The sequence below is a fragment of the Porphyrobacter sp. LM 6 genome (assembly GCF_001720465.1).
Lineage (GTDB): Bacteria > Pseudomonadota > Alphaproteobacteria > Sphingomonadales > Sphingomonadaceae > Erythrobacter.
In genome coordinates, this window is sequence record NZ_CP017113.1 from 520,512 (window position 1) to 535,749 (window position 15,238).

A 15,238-nucleotide genomic window follows, 5' to 3' on the forward strand; every position below is an offset into this window, starting at 1 on the left:
CAGATATGTGGCCGTGTGCTCAAGCAGCAAAGCGGTAGCACACCAAAGACTCGTCAACCCCCGCTTGACAATACGGGGCAGCGCGACAATAGGGCGCGCCTTATCCGGCGCTGCTGTAGCTCAGTGGTAGAGCGCACCCTTGGTAAGGGTGAGGTCGGGAGTTCAATCCTCCCCAGCAGCACCATTCTCGCCAAAGGCGAGAATAAGCCCTTGGCGTTTCGCCGGCGCCTCCGTGCCGACGTCTTCGGTGCAAATCCTCCATATCGCTACGCGACGTTTCGGGCCCCTGCGAATCCCGCAAGTGCGCTCGCGGCCGGTTTGCCGTTGTCACGAACTAAAGCTGATATTCGGCTAGCGACCCCATAGCGGGCTGACAGATTCTGATCAGTACGGGTCGATGATGCTTGCTTTGCTTCGCCAGAAAACGATATTTGCTCTATGTTCAAGAACTTCCCGTCTGGCGAGCTAAGGCAGATATTGCACCTACATTTGGCTTGGCTCCACAAGCGGAAAGGAAAGTTGGACAGAGCAAGGAAGCGCATGAACAAGGCGCTTGCTTCAACAGCGAAACCTGAGGCGCTCGTTTTGGCGTGCGACGCCTTTCTAATGATCAGAGAAGATCGACTGCAAGCTGCCCGGGGCCGCTTTTCAGAGTGTTTGGAAATCGCCAAACCGGAAGAGAGCGCGGACGACGACTATGTGGTCAAATTCTGTCGTCTATGGCTTGCGATCAACGATGAAAGCGTAGGTTTCGAAGCAATCAAATCCACTGCGGAAGAGCAGAATTCGGCGTGGTCGACGGCGTCGAGAATCGTGCAAATATATCTGCCTCGTTCCCCTATCGACGCGCTCGAAAGGATATGCGGTCATCGAACAGCGACAAGCCTAGACGGTTGGCGGCAATATTCACAGGCATCGCTCATCAACACAAAAATTGACCCTCAGCCAATATCACTCAGCGCCAAGATAACCTTTGGCTCTTGATGGCAGCTTTCCACCTATTCCCGGCCGTTCCCTTTGCTGACCTTTCGCCTCGAAAACGGCCATTGCCGGGGTTTGTGGGTGGCCCGCCTCAAAATTGATCCTGATCAAGGAAGCGTGCTGCTGACAGGAGGATAAGATCGGCATGACCCATCGTATCCTCCTCCTCGCCGCGCCCCTGCTGGCGCTGTCCGCCTGCCAGACTGCCGCGCCTGCCGATGCGCCGCCGATGGTCGGCAAGGCGACCTCGCCTTCGGCTGACACCCGCGCCCCGGCCTTTGTCGAGGCGGCCTGCGGGGGGTGCCATGCGGTCGAGCCGCCGTTCCTTTCGCCCAATCCGCGCAGTCCGAGCTTCGCCGCGATCGCCAACCGGCGCGGCCTATCGGAAACTTCGCTCGCCGACTGGCTGGCCGAGGCGCACAATTACCCCGAGGATATGGATTTCACCCTCACCCGCGCGCAGATCGACCAGATCGCCGCCTATATGGTGACGCTGCGCAACGCGGGATACGTGCCCGACGAGTAGGCGTGCCGCCGCCGTTTTGGCGAATGTGCCGGAACGTGTTACGTCTCTGCGCGGTCGCATTCGGGAAGGGGGATCTCGATGCCGTATCGCTACGCGCATTATTTCGTCGGTTTCGTGCTGTTGGTCATCATGACCGGCTTCTGGATGAGCTACTTCGCGGTTGCCGGATCGGTGCCGCTGGCGTTCCATGTCCATGCGATATCCTCGATGACCTGGCTGGCGCTGCTGATCGCGCAGCACCTGACCATCCACCGCCGCGCCAATGGCCTTCACCGGCAGATGGGCCGGGCGAGCTTTGCCCTGTTCCCCTTCCTGATCCTCGGCTTCATGATGATCATCAACGTCACGGCGGAACGCTATTCCGCAGCCGAGAACGAATTCATCATGCTGCTCGGCCCGAGCTTCTGGGTCGGCATGGCGATTGCCATCGCGGCCTATCTTACGCTGTTCTATCTGGCGCTCAAACATCGCCGCAATATCAAGCTTCATGCGGGCTACATGCTCGCGACCCCGCTGATCCTGTTCGAAAGCCCCTTCAGCCGGGTGATGGATGCCTATCTGCCGTGGATGAATTTCATCGGCAGCGAAGGGCCGCGCAATGTGCTCGATACGATCGTGATCAGCGACGGGATGGTAACGTTGTTCGCGCTGGGGCTTTACGCGATGAACCGCAAGCACGGCGCGCCGTGGCTGGTGGCGGCAGGCTTCACCAGTTTCCAGGCGGTGGCCATGTGGTTTGCGCCCGATCTGCCCGCGATAGGCCGCGCCTTCGGGGCCTATGCCGCAGTGCCGGCACCCGCGATGCTGGCGCTGGGCGTGGCGGCGGGAGCAGCCGCGGCATGGCTGGGATGGGAAGCGGGCAAGGCACCCGCCAAGCCGGCCGCCCAACCCGCCTGAGAGGTCTTACAGCCTCTCTGCCATGAGTTTCAGCATGTCGGCCTCGGGCCGGGGGCCGTAGTGCGAGATCACTTCCGACGCGCAGATCGCCCCGCGCTTGAGGCAGCGGGTCAGCGGTTCGCCCTTGACGTAGCCTGACAGGAACCCGGCGGCGAACTGGTCGCCCGCGCCGGTGGTGTCGACCACCTTGATCACCGGCACGGCTGCAACTTCGGCGCGCTCACCATGCGCGATGGCGACTGCGCCCTTTTCCGAACGGGTGGCGACCAGCACCGGCACCTTGCCTGCAACGGCTGCCAGACCGGCCTCGAAATCATCCTCACCCGTCAGCGTCGCCAGCTCGCTCTCGTTGACGAACAGGATGTCGATGATGCCTTCCTCGATCATCGCGCGGAAATCCTCGCCGTGGCGTTCGATCACGAAGCTTTCGGACGCGGTGAAGGCGATCTTGCGACCGGCATTGCGGGCGACCTCGATCGCGCGGCGCATCGCGCGGCGGGGCTCTTCGGGGTCCCACAGATAGCCTTCGAGATAGAGGATCGCGGCGCTCGCGATCAGCTCTTCGTCGAGCGCGGCGGCGGGCAGGAACTGGCCCGCACCGAGGAAGGTGTTCATCGTGCGCTCGCCATCGGGGGTGACGAAGATCAGCACGCGGCCCGTCGCAGGTTCGCCATCACGCGCGGGGGTATCGAAATCGATGCCCGTGGCGCGCATGTCGTGGCGGAACACCTTGCCGAGCTGGTCTTCGGCGACCTGCCCGATGAAGGCGCATTGCAGTCCCAGCGTTGCGAGGCCCGCCAGCGTGTTCGCGGCCGAACCGCCCGAAAGCTCGCGGGCGGGCGGCATGGCTTCGTAAAGCTCCTCGGCCCGCGCCTCGTCGATCAGGGTCATGCCGCCGCGGTTGAGTTGAAGCTCGTCGATCAGCTCCTCCTCGCAAGAGGCGATCACGTCGACCACGGCATTGCCGATGGCGATCACATCGTAGCGGGGGGGGTTGGTCTCGGGCACGGGCGGGTTTCCTTGGGAATGAGCGTTGCCGCGCCGCCTAGCCGCGTTCGCCGCTCGCGCCAAGCACCTGTGTGTGGTGCGCCCGGCCCGCGTTGACTTCGCGCGGCCGGCACCGCATCCAGCGCGCCATGTCTGCCGTCCCTGCTGCGCTTGCCAAGGCCATCGGCCAGCTGACCGACCGCGCTGTGCTTGCGGTCGCGGCCAAGAGCATCGCGATCACGCTGGCCTCGTTCGCCGGGCTGGGGGTGGGGTTGTTCTTCGCCATGACCGCCGCTGCCGAGGCGGCAGGCTGGGCGCCGATCCACGGGGCGACGATGTTGCTCACGGCGATCGTGACCGCGCTCGCCGGGTGGCTGCTGTTCCGAGTGGTGGCGCTGGCAGTGCTGCAATTCTTCGCCGACGAGGTGGTCGCCGCAGTCGAGGCGCGGCATTATCCCGCCCGCGCTGCCCAGGCCAAGGCACTGCCGTTCCGCCGCGATCTGGCCAATTCGCTGAGAGGTTTGCGCCGCGCGCTCGGTTACAACCTACTCGCCCTGCCAGTCGCGGGGGTGCTGATCTTCACCGCTGTCGGCCCGCCGCTGGTGTTCCTGCTGGTCAACGCCGTGCTGCTGGGGCGCGAGCTTACCGACATGGCGTGGCTGCGCCACTGCGGCGGGGACGAGCGCGCCAATCCCGTTCCTGCGGGCGAGCGTGCGCTGATGGGCGCCGCGATTGCGGGCATGATGCTGGTGCCCTTCGCAGGCCTTGTCGCTCCGGTGATCGGCGCGGCGGCGGGCACGCATCTGGTCTTGCGGCGGCTGCCATGATGCGGGCGACGATGGCTCTGGCCCTGCTTGCAGCGGGCCTCGCCGGCTGCGGAGGCGGCGGTGGTGCAGGCGGCGCACGTCCGAAACCGGTCAGCGCAGCGCCTGCGCCGCGCAGCACGATCGTGGTGGTGCCGCAGGTGATGGCGCCCGCGGGGCTCGAAGGCGTGATCGGCACGACCGCCCCCGCACTGCTGCGCCGCTTCGGCAGTCCGCGGATCGATCTGGCCGAAGGCGATGCACGCAAGCTCCAGTTCTCGGACGGAACCTGCGTGCTCGATATCTTCCTCTACCCCGTCAGCGCCGGGGCCGAGCCGACCGCAACCCATATCGAGGCCCGGCTGCGGGCAGGGGGCGCGCCGGTCGACATGGGGGCCTGCATCCGCGCGTTCGGGCACAAATAGGCCGCTGGTAACTCCGTCTTAAGCCTGTTCGTGGCATGGCACGCCTCTACGACCAGAGGAAATGACCGGGCCATGACCACGCCTTTCATCGAATTCGCCCACCGCGCTGCGGCCGATGCTCAGATCAACTCCGAGGAGCTGCTCACGCTGCGCCGCGAAGGCTGGGGCGATGGCATCATCACCCGCGAAGAGGCCGAAGCGCTGTTCGCCATCAATGCTGCGCTGACTGTGCGCAGCGAGGCGTGGTGCGATTTCTTCGTCGAGGCGATCGGCGAATTCGTGCTCAACGGCACGCCGCCGCGGCTGCAATGCAATGACGAGGAAGCCCAGTGGCTGATCGACCAGATCGACCAAGACGGCATCGTCGAAAGCATGGTCGAGCTGGAAACCATCGTGCGCATCCTCGAGCGCGCCGAAAACACCCCCGATGTGCTCAAGGACTATGTCCTCGCCCAGGTCGAGCGCGAGGTGCTGACCGGCACCGGCCCGACCCGCACCGGCGGCGGCCTCAACCCCGGCCATATCAGCGCGGCTGAATGCCACATCATCCGCCGGGTGATCTTCGCCAGCGGCGGACATGGTCCCGCAGCGGTGACCCGTCAGGACGCCGAAATGCTGTTCCGCCTCAAGGATGCCACGCGCGGCGACCAGAACGCCCCTGCATGGGATGAATTGTTCATCGACGGGGTGGCGAACTTCCTCAAGGGCTTCACGCTGCCCAACGCGCAGCTCAGCCATGACCGCAAGCGCGAGCTTGAGGCCTTTGTCGCTGACAACGAAGCCAATGTAGGCCGTTTCATGGGCCGTGTAGCGGCGGAAGCGCCGCAGGTGCTCAACCACTTCGGCAAGACGTTCGGCAAGAAGCGCGAAACCGGCCCCGATCTGGCCGCGCTGGCGGCCGAAGGCGAAGTCGTGACCGATTTCGAGAACGAGTGGCTCGAAAAGATGATCGACGCCGATGGCGAAGTCGATGAACTGGAAAGCCGCCTGATCGCGCGGCTGGCGCAGGAAGTCTGAGGGCTAACCCTTCAGACCATGAAGCTTTCACCGCAGCCACACGCGCCCTTGGCATTCGGGTTCTCGAACACGAAGCCGGCGGTGAAATCGTCCTCGCGCCAGTCCATAACGCTGCCGATCAGATAGAGCACGCTTGCCCCGTCGATGTAGAACACGCCGCCGGGGGTGACGATCTTTTCGTCGAACTTGGCCTCGGTGGTGACGTAGTCGACCGAATAGGCGAGGCCCGAACAGCCCCGGCGCGGGGTCGAGAGCTTCACGCCGATGGCGCCTTCGGGGGCCTTGCTCATCAGCTCGGCAATGCGCGCCTCGGCGCTGGGTGTGAGCGTGACGGCGGCCTTGGGTGCGGCACGGGTGGTGGTGGTCTCGGTCATTTGAGCCTCTTTTGCCAGAACAGCGCGTGCCCGGTTTCGGGATCGAGCTGGTAGTCGCCATAGCCTTCGCGTGCATAGAGATGCCGCGCCGGATTGCCGCTCAGCACTTCCAATGTGATCTTGCAGGCTCCGCGCTTCAAGGCCTCGGCCTCGATGGCCGCCATCAGCGCCTTGCCGATCCCTGCGCCGCGTGTGTCCGGCAGCACCGCGAGATCGTGGATGTTGACCAGCGGCGCAGCGGCGAAGGTCGAATAGCCCATGAAGCAATTGGCAAGGCCGACCGCCCTGTCATCAAGCCGCGCTATCAGCGAGAAAGCATGCGGATTGGCTGCCAGATCGCCCGCCAGCCGGGCCTTGACGTCCTCGGCGAGCGGTTCCCCGCCGCCCATCGGATCGCGCGCATAGGCATCGAGCAGCGCCACCACGTCCGCGGCGTCGCGCTGATCGGTGTAGTCGGCAAGGCCGATGGTGAGGCCAGAGGAAAGGGTGGCGGTTGCGATCACAGCATCCCCAGCTCGAGCCGTGCCTCGTCGCTCATCTTGTGCGGGCCCCACGGCGGGTCCCAGACGAGATTGACCTCGGCATCGCGGATGCCGGGCACGCTGGAGACGCGCAGTTCAACCTCGCCCGGCATCGATTCCGCCACCGGACAATGCGGGGTGGTGAGCGTCATGGTGACGGTCGCATCGGCGTTGTCGTCCACCTCGACCCCGTAGATCAGGCCGAGATCGTAGATATTGACCGGGATTTCCGGGTCGAAGATCTCGCGCAGCGCCTCGATCACGGCGGCTTGCAGATCGCTGCCCGCACCGCCCACCGCGTCAGCCGGCGGGGTCGCAGCAAGGAAGCCGTCGAGATAGTCGCGGGTGCGGGGCGCTTCGGTATCGATGGCATCTTCCACGCGGGCGCGGGGGGGCTTTTCTGTCGAGCTGTCCATCGCTCTCATCCTTTTCCAAAAATGCGGCGGGTGCGGGCGATCCCGGCGACAAGCGCGTCGATATCGGCCTCGTTCGAATAGAGGCCGAAGCTGGCGCGGGCGGTGGCGGGAACGCCGAGGAAATCCATCAGCGGCTGGGCGCAGTGGTGCCCGGCACGGATCGCGACGTTGGCTTCGTCGAGGATCGTGCCGAGATCGTGCGGGTGAATGTCGTCGAGGGTGAAGCTAACGATCCCCGCGCTGTCGGCCGGGCCGAACAGGCGCACATCGTTCATCGCGCCGAGTTCGCGACGGAGCCTCGCCACCAGCACTTGCTCGTGCGCGTGGATGCGCTCCGGGCCGATGGCGCTGACGTAATCCACGGCTGCGGCGAGCGCGATGGCTTCGGTGATCGCGGGGGTGCCCGCCTCGAACCGCTGCGGGCCGGAGGCATAAGTGGTTTTCGCGAAGGTCACGCGGTCGATCATCGCGCCGCCGCCCTGATAGGGGGGCATCTCGGCGAGGAGTTCGGCTTTCGCCCACAGCGCTCCGATGCCGGTGGGGCCGTAGAGCTTGTGCGCGGAGAAGACGTAGAAGTCGCAGCCCAGCGCGGCGACATCGACCCCCATGTGCGGCGCAGACTGGCACCCGTCGAGCAGCAGCTTCGCGCCGACCTTGTGCGCCAGCGCGGCGGCGCGCGGGGCATCGAGCACGGAGCCGAGCACGTTCGACACATGGGCGAAGGCGACCAGCTTGTGACGCTCGGTCAGCATGGCTTCCGCCGCGTCCAGATCGATCCGGTGATCATCGGTCAGCGGGCAGACGTCGATCACCGCGCCGACCTCCTCGGCGACCATCTGCCAGGGCACGATATTGGAGTGGTGTTCGAGCTGCGAAAGCAGGATGCGGTCGCCCGCCTTGAGGTTTGCGCGGCCCCAGGTCTGGGCGACGAGATTGATCGCTTCCGTAGCGCCGCGGGTGAAGACAACTTCGTCCTCGTGCCCGCCGATGAACCGCGCAACGGTGCGCCGCGCGGCTTCGTAGGCGAGCGTCATTTCGGCCGAGCGGGCATAGACCCCGCGGTGGACAGTCGCGTAATCCTCGCCCAGCGCGCGCGCCATCGCGTCGATCACGGCGCGCGGCTTTTGCGCCGTCGCGGCAGTGTCGAGATAGTGCCACGGCTTGCCCTCATGGGTGACCATGCCGGGGAAGTCGGCACGCAGGTCAGCCAGCGGGGCAAGAGTTGTAGGCGCGGTCACAGGTTTGCGCCCTCCAGCGCGGCGAGTGCAGCGTCGAGGAGCTTTTCGCGTTCCGCCTCGTCCTCCAACGCGACGAAGGCATCGCCGATGAAGGCCTGCACCAATAGCCGCTGCGCCGTGGCGGGGTCGACCCCGCGCGCCATCATGTAGAAGCGCGCGGCTTCATCGAGTTCGCCGACTGTCGCGCCGTGGGCGCACTTCACATCGTCGGCGAAGATTTCGAGCTGCGGGACAGCATTGGCGCTTGCCCCGGCCTCCAGCAGCAGGCCCTTGAAATCCTGCGCCGCGTCGGTCTTTTGCGCATCGCGCGCGACCTTGATTTCGCCGAGGAAATTGCCCGTCGCGCCCGCCCAGTGGACGGCGCGGACGGTTTGGTTCGAGGTCGCCTCGGGTTCGGCGTGGACAACCTGCGTCACGAACTCGCGAGTGACCCCCGCCCCGCCGATGGTCACGCCGCCGAACTCGAAATGCGCAGCCCTCGCGAGCCGCACTTCTAGCTCCACGCGGGCGTAATCGCCGCCCGCATTGGTGACGAAGAACGCCGCTGTTGCCCCCTCGCCCAGCGTTACGCGCATCCGGTGCACTTCGGGCGCATCGGAGCCGACCACGAAGCACCGCGTCAGGCTCTCGCCAGCGGGGACGTCAATTGCCTGCCACTGGTCAAGCGCCGCCACGCCGAGCCGCGCCAGCGCGTCCATATCGGCATAGCGCCACGCCTCATCGCGGCGGGTAGGAAGAGTGGCTGTCGTCACGCCATCACCGCGTCATAGCCCTCGGCCTCGAGCCGCAGGGCGAGTTCCGGCCCGCCGGTCTCGACAATCCGCCCGCCGGCAAGGATGCTGACCTTGTCGGGCGCCACGACGTCGAGCAGGCGCTGGTAGTGGGTGATCAGCAGCACCGCCTTGTCCGGTGAGCGCATGATCGCGTTGATCCCCGCGCCGACGATCCGCAGCGCATCGATATCGAGGCCCGAGTCCGTTTCGTCGAGCACCGCGAAGGCGGGATCGAGAATGCCCATCTGCACCATCTCGGCGCGCTTCTTCTCGCCGCCGGAAAAGCCGACATTGACCTGCCGCTTGAGCATTTCCATGTCCATTTTCAGCAGCGCGGCCTTGTCCTTGGCGAGTTTCAGGAACTCGCCGCCCGACAGCGGCTCTTCCCCGCGCGCTTTGCGCTGCGCGTTCAGCGCCTCGCGCAGGAACTGGACGTTGGAGACACCCGGAATCTCGACCGGGTACTGGAAGCCCAGGAACAGTCCGGCCGCAGCACGTTCGTGCGGTTCGAGCGCGAGGAGATCCTGCCCGCGAAACTCCACGCTGCCTGCCGTCACTTCGTAGCCCGGCTTGCCACCCAGCACGTTCGACAGGGTCGATTTGCCCGCGCCATTCGGGCCCATGATCGCGTGCACTTCGCCTGCAGGGATGTGCAGCGACAGGCCCTTGAGGATCGGCTTGTCCCCGACCGAGGCGTGAAGATCAGTGATGGTGAGCATTATCGTTTGTCCTTGTCCTTTTCAGCCGCCGCGGTTGCGGCCGCAGCGGCGCTCGCATCGGTGCGCGCCTTGACCACGCTCGCGTCGAGCAATTCGATGACCAGTCCTTTCGGACGGCCTGCCTCATAGGCGTCGCTGGCGGCCGCAGCGCCGGCCAGACGGGCGGTGAACTGCTGATCGAGATCACGCCCGCGGGCCACATGGATGCGGCCGATATTGGTGAAGAGCTGTTCGACCTCCTCCGGGGCCATTGTCGTCTTGGCGCCGACCAGGTTCGCGTTCGCCTCGGCAATCGCCTTGGCCTTGAGCGCGGCGCAGCGGGCGAGATCGCCGCTATGCTGGCTCTCGAAATCGGCCTTGCCCGCGATCCGGCGGTTGGCGACTGTCAGGCAGCGGCGGTAACTGGCAACCTGCGGCTGGATCAGGCGCGGATATTCGACGCTCCAGGTCTCTGGATTGTCGTTCTTGATCGCGACAGCGCTTTCGCCCGTGGATTGAAGCGCGAACAGGGGGGCTAGAAGAATAGCGGCGATCACGGCTTGCGGCTCCGGTTTCTCTGGGGGGCTTTGGGGTTGTCGTCACGATCCGACCCGCGCGGCTTGGGGCGCGAATAGGTCTGCTTGGGGTTGGCCGCCTTGTGCGCGCGGGCAGCGGCTTTGCGCTCCTCGATCCGTTCGCGCATCACCTGCGTAAGCTGCTTGAGCACTTCGTCGAGGTTCTCGAGAATGTCCTTGGCGGCGATCCGCATCACCTTGATGCCGACGCTCTCGAGGCTCTTGTCGCGGCGCTTGGCGAGGGTGTCGTTCTGACCTTCCTCATCGATCGCCAGCGCGAGGCCGAGGTTGTGGCAGTTGAAATCGACGATCGCCGAGCCGACCACGGCGTGCCGCTTGAAGGTGTAGCGGCCGAGATCGGCCTTGCTGAACTTCTCGGCCAGCGCCTTGTGCGCCTCGGTAGAATGCCGCCGCAGCTCGCGCGCCTGTTCGTGCAGCGCATCGAGCCGCTTGTCCGATATCTCCCACCCGCGGCCCTTCTTCTTGAGCGCGGGTGCTTCAGCGGTGGAAGCCACTTCGGGGTTGAGAGCGAGGGTTTTGCGGGTGGTCATATCTTTAGCCTGAGGCAGCGACGACGAGGCCCATCAGCCCCCCCAGTCCGAAAACGACAATCACGAAGCCGGCGTATCCGACCACGATGAACGCGGCGATGGCGAAGAGCGTGCGGAAGCAGCCCCAGCGGCGCGGCTCTGTTCCGGGTTCGGGCTCCGGGCGCGGACGTAGCGCGTGCCGGATGATGTTGAACCACAGGAACGCCGTCAGCGCGAGCAGGACGAGGCCGGGCTCGGTCGGGATGTTCATGCTGGTGCCGTTCGACACCGACCACGCGATAATGGGGGTGATGATCAGCAGGCCCAGCCCGAAAAACGCCAGAACCACCCGCATCCAAAGGCGCGGCTCGGCCCCGCGAAAACCGACGAATGTGCCGGTCAGCAGGCCTGCGAGCAGCGCGACAGCGGTCCAATCGAAAAGCTGACTCACCGCGCGCTCCCTCTGACCGGACGCCCACGGCCGCGATGCGCCGGAGCGGCTGCGGGACGGATGGTGAGGAGGGTTCCGATGGCCATCGCGTGTGCGCTCACATCCGGTCGGCCGCGCCGCCGATGACGTCGCCCCACGTGGGTTCGACGGCCGAGCAGCGGATAAACACCATCGGCACCCCGCCGATATTGGCGAGCATCGCGAAGGGATCGACCATTTGCATGGTGATGTCGGTGCGGCTGCGGGTGCCGTCTTTCACCAAATAGGCATCGGCAATAATGCTGCCCTCGCTGGCGTTGCGGACGCCGGCAATTTCAAAACGCGACTGACGATGTTCAAAAATGGTCTTGCCGATCCGCGCGTGCTTGGCGGCATCGCGCTTCTTGCAGCTGGAGCCATCTTCCGCCCAGACGCCGCGAAACGGCTTGGGTACTTCCAGGCTCAAGAGCATAGGATCACTCGCCGCCGCCGGCACAGCCACCACCCCGCCCGCGAGCGCAAGCGCCAGCACCCGACCCACATTCGGCAACCCGCGGCTCTTCTTCTTGAGCGCAGGCGGTTGGGCGGTGGCAGCCTCGGGGTTGAGGGCGAGGGTTTTGCGGGCGGTCATGACCCTCTCCTTGACGGGTATATTTCTCGGAAACGCAGAAATGCCAGATGGCCAAACAGGGCAGTCCCAATAATCCCACCGAAGATGCAAGACGCCCAGCCCACTGCGATGCCAAAGAAAATGTTCGCAAAGCAGAAGGTGGCAAGGCCAAGGCGGCCCCAGAAATCCCAGCCAAGTTTTTCTCGGGCAGCGACCATCACCCCACGCTCCCCTCAAGCGAGATCGCCAGCAGCTTCTGCGCTTCGACGGCGAATTCCATCGGCAGCTCTTTCAGCACGTCCTTGGCAAAGCCATTGACGATCAGCGCCACGGCTTCCTCTTCGCCCAGTCCGCGCTGCATCGCGTAGAACAGCTGTTCGTCGCTGATCTTGCTAGTGGTCGCCTCGTGCTCGATCTGGGCGCTGGGGTTCTTGACCTCGATATAGGGCACGGTGTGAGCGCCGCATTGGTCGCCCAGCAGCAGGCTGTCGCACTGGGTGAAGTTGCGCACGCCGCTCGCAGTCGGGCCGACGCGGACGAGGCCGCGATAGGTGTTGTTCGACTTGCCCGCCGAAATCCCCTTGGAGATGATCGTCGAGCGGCTGTTCTTGCCGTTGTGGATCATCTTGGTGCCGGTGTCGGCCTGCTGGTAATTGTTGGTGACCGCGACCGAGTAGAACTCGCCCACGCTGTCTTCGCCATTCAGCACGCAGGAGGGATACTTCCACGTCACCGCCGAGCCGGTTTCGACCTGCGTCCAGCTGACCTTCGAACGATCCCCCTGGCACAGCGCGCGCTTGGTGACGAAGTTGTAGATCCCGCCCTTGCCCTCGGCATTGCCGGGGTACCAGTTCTGCACGGTCGAGTACTTGATCTCGGCATCATCGAGCGCGACCAGTTCCACCACTGCGGCGTGGAGCTGGTTTTCATCGCGCATCGGCGCGGTGCAGCCTTCGAGATAGCTGACATAGGCGCCCTTGTCGGCGATGATCAGCGTGCGTTCGAACTGGCCGGTGTTTTCGGCATTGATGCGGAAATAGGTCGAAAGCTCCATCGGGCAGCGAACGCCTTCGGGGACGTAGACGAAGGTGCCGTCGGAGAAGACCGCGCAGTTCAGGGCCGCGAAGTAGTTGTCGCGCACCGGCACGACCTTGCCGAGCCACTTCTGCACCAGTTCGGGATATTCGCGGATCGCCTCGGAGATGGAGAGGAAGATCACGCCTGCGCGCTTCAGCTCCTCGCGGAAGGTGGTGGCGACAGAAACGCTATCGAACACCGCATCCACCGCAACCTTGCGCGCGCCTTCGACCCCGGCGAGCACTTCCTGCTCCGCCACCGGAATGCCGAGCTTGTCGTAGACCGCCTTGATCTCGGGATCGAGTTCATCAAGCGAGGCGATGGTCGCCTTCTTCTTCGGTGCGGCGTAGTAATAGGCGTCCTGATAATCGATCTTGGGATAGCCGACCTTGGCCCAGTCGGGCTCTTCCATCGTCTGCCACAGGCGGAAGGCCTTCAGGCGCCATTCGAGCATCCATTCGGGCTCGTTCTTTTTGGCGCTGATGAAGCGGACGGTGTCCTCGTTCAGGCCCTTGGGCGCGAATTCGGTGTCGATATCGGCCGACCAGCCATGTTCGTAATCGGCGACCTTGGCGGCGGCTTCGCGCGCCTCGCGGTCTTGGATTTCGATATCCTCGCTCATGCCAGATGGTCCTCGATAACAGGGGTCGGCGCAGGCGCGATGGGGCCGCGCAGCTGGGCAAGAGTGATGCCCGCCAGCGCCCCGCGCAGCGCATTGTTGATGATCGGCCAGTGCGGCTTCATGTTGCAGCCTGCCTCGAAATCGCAGGGCGTGTGATCGACACAGGCGGTGAGCGCGATGCGGCCCTCGATCGCCTCGACAATGTCCGCAACCGTGATTGCCGCCGCCGGACGTCCGAGCTGCAAGCCTCCATGCGCGCCGCGCACCGAGCGCAGCAGGCCCGCCGCCGTCAGCTTCGACACGAGCTTTTGCACCGTAGGCACCGGCAGGCCGGTCTCGGTCGCAAGCTCCGCCGCGCTCACCCGCCCGTTGCCGCAGTGCAAGGCGGCCTGGCACATCGTGATGACGGCATAATCGGCAAGGTTGGACAGGCGCATTGCGAATGGTTCTCAATTCAGACGGAATCAGTCCGAATTGCAATTAGGACCAAGTCATTCGCATTACAACCGCGAAAGCGTCAGTCGTCGGTCTTGCGCAGCAAGGCTCCGGCATCGCCATGGGCGGCGGGATCAAGCACTTCGGTGGCCAGCGATTGCTCGCGGAACTGTGTGGGCGTGCGGCCGGTATAGCGCCGGATATCACGGATAAGGTGGGCCTGATCGAAGAAGGTCGCCATCAACTGGTCATGCACCTCCTGACTGAGACCGGGCTGGGCGAGCAGCATTGCAGCCCGCAGCGCGCGGAACCGCTTGAGCACCTGCGCGGGCGCGACGCCGAAGAAGCGACGACAGATGCGCTGGAGCTGGCGCGGTGACACATCGGCACGGGCGTAGAGATCGCTGATCACCGGATCGAACCCGCTCGACAGCCAGGCGAGGATCGTATCGACTGCTGCGGCATGCTCCGGCTTGATCGTGTGGGGGGCGGCGGCGATCACCTGCGTAAGATGCTCGCACAGCGCTTCGGGCGCGATCCGGCCTTCGCGGCAGGCGGCAACGGCCTCCTCCAGCATGGCGATCTGTTCGGCGGTGAGCACGGTTTCTGCCGGGATCAGCTGATCGTGCACCGCATCGGCGGGCAGATTGGCCAGCCGCTGCCAGGTCGCATGGGTGAGCGATGCGCCAATTTGCAGCACCGGGCCTTCTAGCACGCAGGCGGCGCTGCGCATCTGCGGAGCATTGAAGGTCACAGTCGAGGTTTGCGCGGGGCTGCCGTCGGCGAAGGTGAAGGATATGCGCCCGCGCACCATCAGCATCAGCTGAGCCGAATAGGCGGGCACCGATTCCTCGAGCCGCTCGTCCTGCGTTTCAATGATGTAGAAGGTATTCACCAATCCGGCGCTGTCAGCCGGAGGCGGGATCATCCTTGCACGGAAATGCAAATTCACCTTTCCTCGGACCCGAGGCCCCCTGTTCTGGTTCGGCGCGACCCGAGCGGCGATCGGCCGCAGACGATATGTGAGGAATTATAACGGGTCTGTCGAGGCAAAGGATGTACGCCGCCGTTCTCGGCCAGTCAAAACCATGTGCCGCGTGTCGTTGGCACAAAAAAAGGGGCGGCGCTTCCGTGGGAAGCGCCGCCCATCTGAGTTGAGGAACTCTTAGCATCTCTGCTCCGAGCCCTTCGGGTCGCAGGAGGGTGATATCGCGGGAATCGCGCTCATGATTGTATGCAAGCGACAAGCTCTGCGCCGCCTGGCCCCAAAGCGTTGCAAATCTGCCGCAGAATGGCACACCTG

At 64.7% G+C, this 15,238-nt stretch carries 20 protein-coding genes and 1 tRNA gene; 7 read left to right on the forward strand and 14 right to left on the reverse strand.

The window, feature by feature from the left end:
• Window positions 1-109: 109 nt before the first annotated feature.
• The 4 genes from BG023_RS02620 to BG023_RS02635 all read left to right on the forward strand — a co-directional run bounded on the left by BG023_RS02620 (window position 110) and on the right by BG023_RS02635 (window position 2,404).
• Window positions 110-184, forward strand: a tRNA-Thr gene (locus tag BG023_RS02620).
• Between the two features lie 356 nt (window positions 185-540).
• Window positions 541-984 carry a hypothetical protein gene (locus tag BG023_RS02625; RefSeq protein WP_150122766.1) on the forward strand — a complete coding sequence of 148 codons (444 nt, stop codon included), beginning with the start codon at window positions 541-543 and terminating at the stop codon, window positions 982-984.
• Between the two features lie 142 nt (window positions 985-1,126).
• Window positions 1,127-1,507 carry a hypothetical protein gene (locus BG023_RS02630; RefSeq protein ID WP_069309083.1) on the forward strand — a complete coding sequence of 127 codons (381 nt, stop codon included), beginning with the start codon at window positions 1,127-1,129 and terminating at the stop codon, window positions 1,505-1,507.
• Window positions 1,508-1,585: 78 nt separating this feature from the next.
• Window positions 1,586-2,404, forward strand: coding sequence for a hypothetical protein (locus BG023_RS02635; RefSeq protein WP_069309084.1), 819 nt, complete (start codon window positions 1,586-1,588; stop codon window positions 2,402-2,404).
• A gap of 6 nt (window positions 2,405-2,410) precedes the next feature.
• Here BG023_RS02635 and BG023_RS02640 read toward each other — a convergent pair whose 3' ends face one another.
• Window positions 2,411-3,412, reverse strand: coding sequence for an adenosine kinase (locus BG023_RS02640; protein WP_069309085.1), 1,002 nt, complete (start codon window positions 3,410-3,412; stop codon window positions 2,411-2,413).
• Window positions 3,413-3,504: 92 nt separating this feature from the next.
• Here BG023_RS02640 and BG023_RS02645 point away from each other — a divergent pair, with 92 nt between their 5' ends.
• From BG023_RS02645 to BG023_RS15030, 3 genes are all read left to right on the forward strand, one after another.
• Window positions 3,505-4,218, forward strand: coding sequence for an EI24 domain-containing protein (locus BG023_RS02645; protein ID WP_233993053.1), 714 nt, complete (start codon window positions 3,505-3,507; stop codon window positions 4,216-4,218).
• Window positions 4,219-4,229: 11 nt separating this feature from the next.
• Complete coding sequence (locus BG023_RS02650) at window positions 4,230-4,619, forward strand: hypothetical protein (protein ID WP_233993054.1); 390 nt, start codon at window positions 4,230-4,232, stop codon at window positions 4,617-4,619.
• 72 nt (window positions 4,620-4,691) lie between these two features.
• Window positions 4,692-5,636, forward strand: coding sequence for a hypothetical protein (locus tag BG023_RS15030; RefSeq protein WP_069309088.1), 945 nt, complete (start codon window positions 4,692-4,694; stop codon window positions 5,634-5,636).
• Window positions 5,637-5,647: 11 nt separating this feature from the next.
• Here BG023_RS15030 and BG023_RS02660 read toward each other — a convergent pair whose 3' ends face one another.
• From BG023_RS02660 to BG023_RS02720, 13 genes are all read right to left on the reverse strand, one after another.
• The gene (locus BG023_RS02660) at window positions 5,648-6,010 is read right to left on the reverse strand and encodes a HesB/IscA family protein (protein ID WP_069309089.1); all 363 of its coding nucleotides are present in this window, start codon (window positions 6,008-6,010) and stop codon (window positions 5,648-5,650) included.
• Complete coding sequence (locus BG023_RS02665) at window positions 6,007-6,513, reverse strand: GNAT family N-acetyltransferase (RefSeq protein ID WP_150122767.1); 507 nt, start codon at window positions 6,511-6,513, stop codon at window positions 6,007-6,009. The genes BG023_RS02660 and BG023_RS02665 overlap by 4 nt, the downstream gene beginning before the upstream one ends.
• The gene (locus BG023_RS02670; protein ID WP_190315803.1) at window positions 6,510-6,947 is read right to left on the reverse strand and encodes an SUF system Fe-S cluster assembly protein; all 438 of its coding nucleotides are present in this window, start codon (window positions 6,945-6,947) and stop codon (window positions 6,510-6,512) included. Before BG023_RS02670 ends, BG023_RS02665 begins: the two co-directional genes overlap by 4 nt.
• Before the next feature lie 5 nt (window positions 6,948-6,952).
• Complete coding sequence (locus BG023_RS02675) at window positions 6,953-8,185, reverse strand: aminotransferase class V-fold PLP-dependent enzyme (protein ID WP_083234494.1); 1,233 nt, start codon at window positions 8,183-8,185, stop codon at window positions 6,953-6,955.
• Entirely contained in the window at window positions 8,182-8,937 is a 756-nt protein-coding gene (locus BG023_RS02680) for a SufD family Fe-S cluster assembly protein (RefSeq protein ID WP_069309092.1), read from the reverse strand. The genes BG023_RS02675 and BG023_RS02680 overlap by 4 nt, the downstream gene beginning before the upstream one ends.
• Window positions 8,934-9,677 (reverse strand): Fe-S cluster assembly ATPase SufC, encoded by a 744-nt coding sequence (gene sufC, locus BG023_RS02685; protein ID WP_069309093.1) that lies wholly within the window; start codon window positions 9,675-9,677, stop codon window positions 8,934-8,936. The genes BG023_RS02680 and sufC overlap by 4 nt, the downstream gene beginning before the upstream one ends.
• A complete protein-coding gene (locus BG023_RS02690; RefSeq protein WP_069309094.1) occupies window positions 9,677-10,213 on the reverse strand; it encodes a hypothetical protein in 537 nt (178 codons plus the stop codon). Before BG023_RS02690 ends, sufC begins: the two co-directional genes overlap by 1 nt.
• Entirely contained in the window at window positions 10,210-10,782 is a 573-nt protein-coding gene (locus BG023_RS02695) for an endonuclease domain-containing protein (RefSeq protein ID WP_069309095.1), read from the reverse strand. Before BG023_RS02695 ends, BG023_RS02690 begins: the two co-directional genes overlap by 4 nt.
• 4 nt (window positions 10,783-10,786) lie before the next feature.
• The gene (locus BG023_RS02700; RefSeq protein WP_069309096.1) at window positions 10,787-11,212 is read right to left on the reverse strand and encodes a hypothetical protein; all 426 of its coding nucleotides are present in this window, start codon (window positions 11,210-11,212) and stop codon (window positions 10,787-10,789) included.
• 97 nt (window positions 11,213-11,309) lie between these two features.
• A complete protein-coding gene (locus tag BG023_RS02705; RefSeq protein WP_069309097.1) occupies window positions 11,310-11,822 on the reverse strand; it encodes a hypothetical protein in 513 nt (170 codons plus the stop codon).
• Window positions 11,823-12,018: 196 nt separating this feature from the next.
• The gene (gene sufB, locus BG023_RS02710; RefSeq protein ID WP_069309098.1) at window positions 12,019-13,500 is read right to left on the reverse strand and encodes a Fe-S cluster assembly protein SufB; all 1,482 of its coding nucleotides are present in this window, start codon (window positions 13,498-13,500) and stop codon (window positions 12,019-12,021) included.
• On the reverse strand, window positions 13,497-13,937 hold the full coding sequence (locus tag BG023_RS02715) for an SUF system Fe-S cluster assembly regulator (protein WP_069309099.1): 441 nt from the start codon (window positions 13,935-13,937) through the stop codon (window positions 13,497-13,499). Before BG023_RS02715 ends, sufB begins: the two co-directional genes overlap by 4 nt.
• 80 nt (window positions 13,938-14,017) lie before the next feature.
• A complete protein-coding gene (locus BG023_RS02720) occupies window positions 14,018-14,863 on the reverse strand; it encodes an AraC family transcriptional regulator (RefSeq protein WP_069309100.1) in 846 nt (281 codons plus the stop codon).
• Between the last annotated feature and the right edge of the window lie 375 nt (window positions 14,864-15,238).

What these genes read in the sequence shown, in the direction of transcription:
- BG023_RS02625 (WP_150122766.1), top strand. Translation starts at nt 541, where the DNA reads ATGAACAAGGCGCTTGCTTCAACAGCGAAACCTGAGGCGCTCGTTTTG.
- BG023_RS02630 (WP_069309083.1), top strand. Translation starts at nt 1,127, where the DNA reads ATGACCCATCGTATCCTCCTCCTCGCCGCGCCCCTGCTGGCGCTGTCC.
- BG023_RS02635 (WP_069309084.1), top strand. Translation starts at nt 1,586, where the DNA reads ATGCCGTATCGCTACGCGCATTATTTCGTCGGTTTCGTGCTGTTGGTC.
- BG023_RS02650 (WP_233993054.1), top strand. Translation starts at nt 4,230, where the DNA reads ATGGCTCTGGCCCTGCTTGCAGCGGGCCTCGCCGGCTGCGGAGGCGGC.
- BG023_RS15030 (WP_069309088.1), top strand. Translation starts at nt 4,692, where the DNA reads ATGACCACGCCTTTCATCGAATTCGCCCACCGCGCTGCGGCCGATGCT.
- BG023_RS02660 (WP_069309089.1), bottom strand. Translation starts at nt 6,010, where the DNA reads ATGACCGAGACCACCACCACCCGTGCCGCACCCAAGGCCGCCGTCACG.
- BG023_RS02670 (WP_190315803.1), bottom strand. Translation starts at nt 6,947, where the DNA reads ATGGACAGCTCGACAGAAAAGCCCCCCCGCGCCCGCGTGGAAGATGCC.
- sufC (WP_069309093.1), bottom strand. Translation starts at nt 9,677, where the DNA reads ATGCTCACCATCACTGATCTTCACGCCTCGGTCGGGGACAAGCCGATC.
- BG023_RS02695 (WP_069309095.1), bottom strand. Translation starts at nt 10,782, where the DNA reads ATGACCACCCGCAAAACCCTCGCTCTCAACCCCGAAGTGGCTTCCACC.
- BG023_RS02705 (WP_069309097.1), bottom strand. Translation starts at nt 11,822, where the DNA reads ATGACCGCCCGCAAAACCCTCGCCCTCAACCCCGAGGCTGCCACCGCC.
- sufB (WP_069309098.1), bottom strand. Translation starts at nt 13,500, where the DNA reads ATGAGCGAGGATATCGAAATCCAAGACCGCGAGGCGCGCGAAGCCGCC.
- BG023_RS02715 (WP_069309099.1), bottom strand. Translation starts at nt 13,937, where the DNA reads ATGCGCCTGTCCAACCTTGCCGATTATGCCGTCATCACGATGTGCCAG.
- BG023_RS02720 (WP_069309100.1), bottom strand. Translation starts at nt 14,863, where the DNA reads ATGATCCCGCCTCCGGCTGACAGCGCCGGATTGGTGAATACCTTCTAC.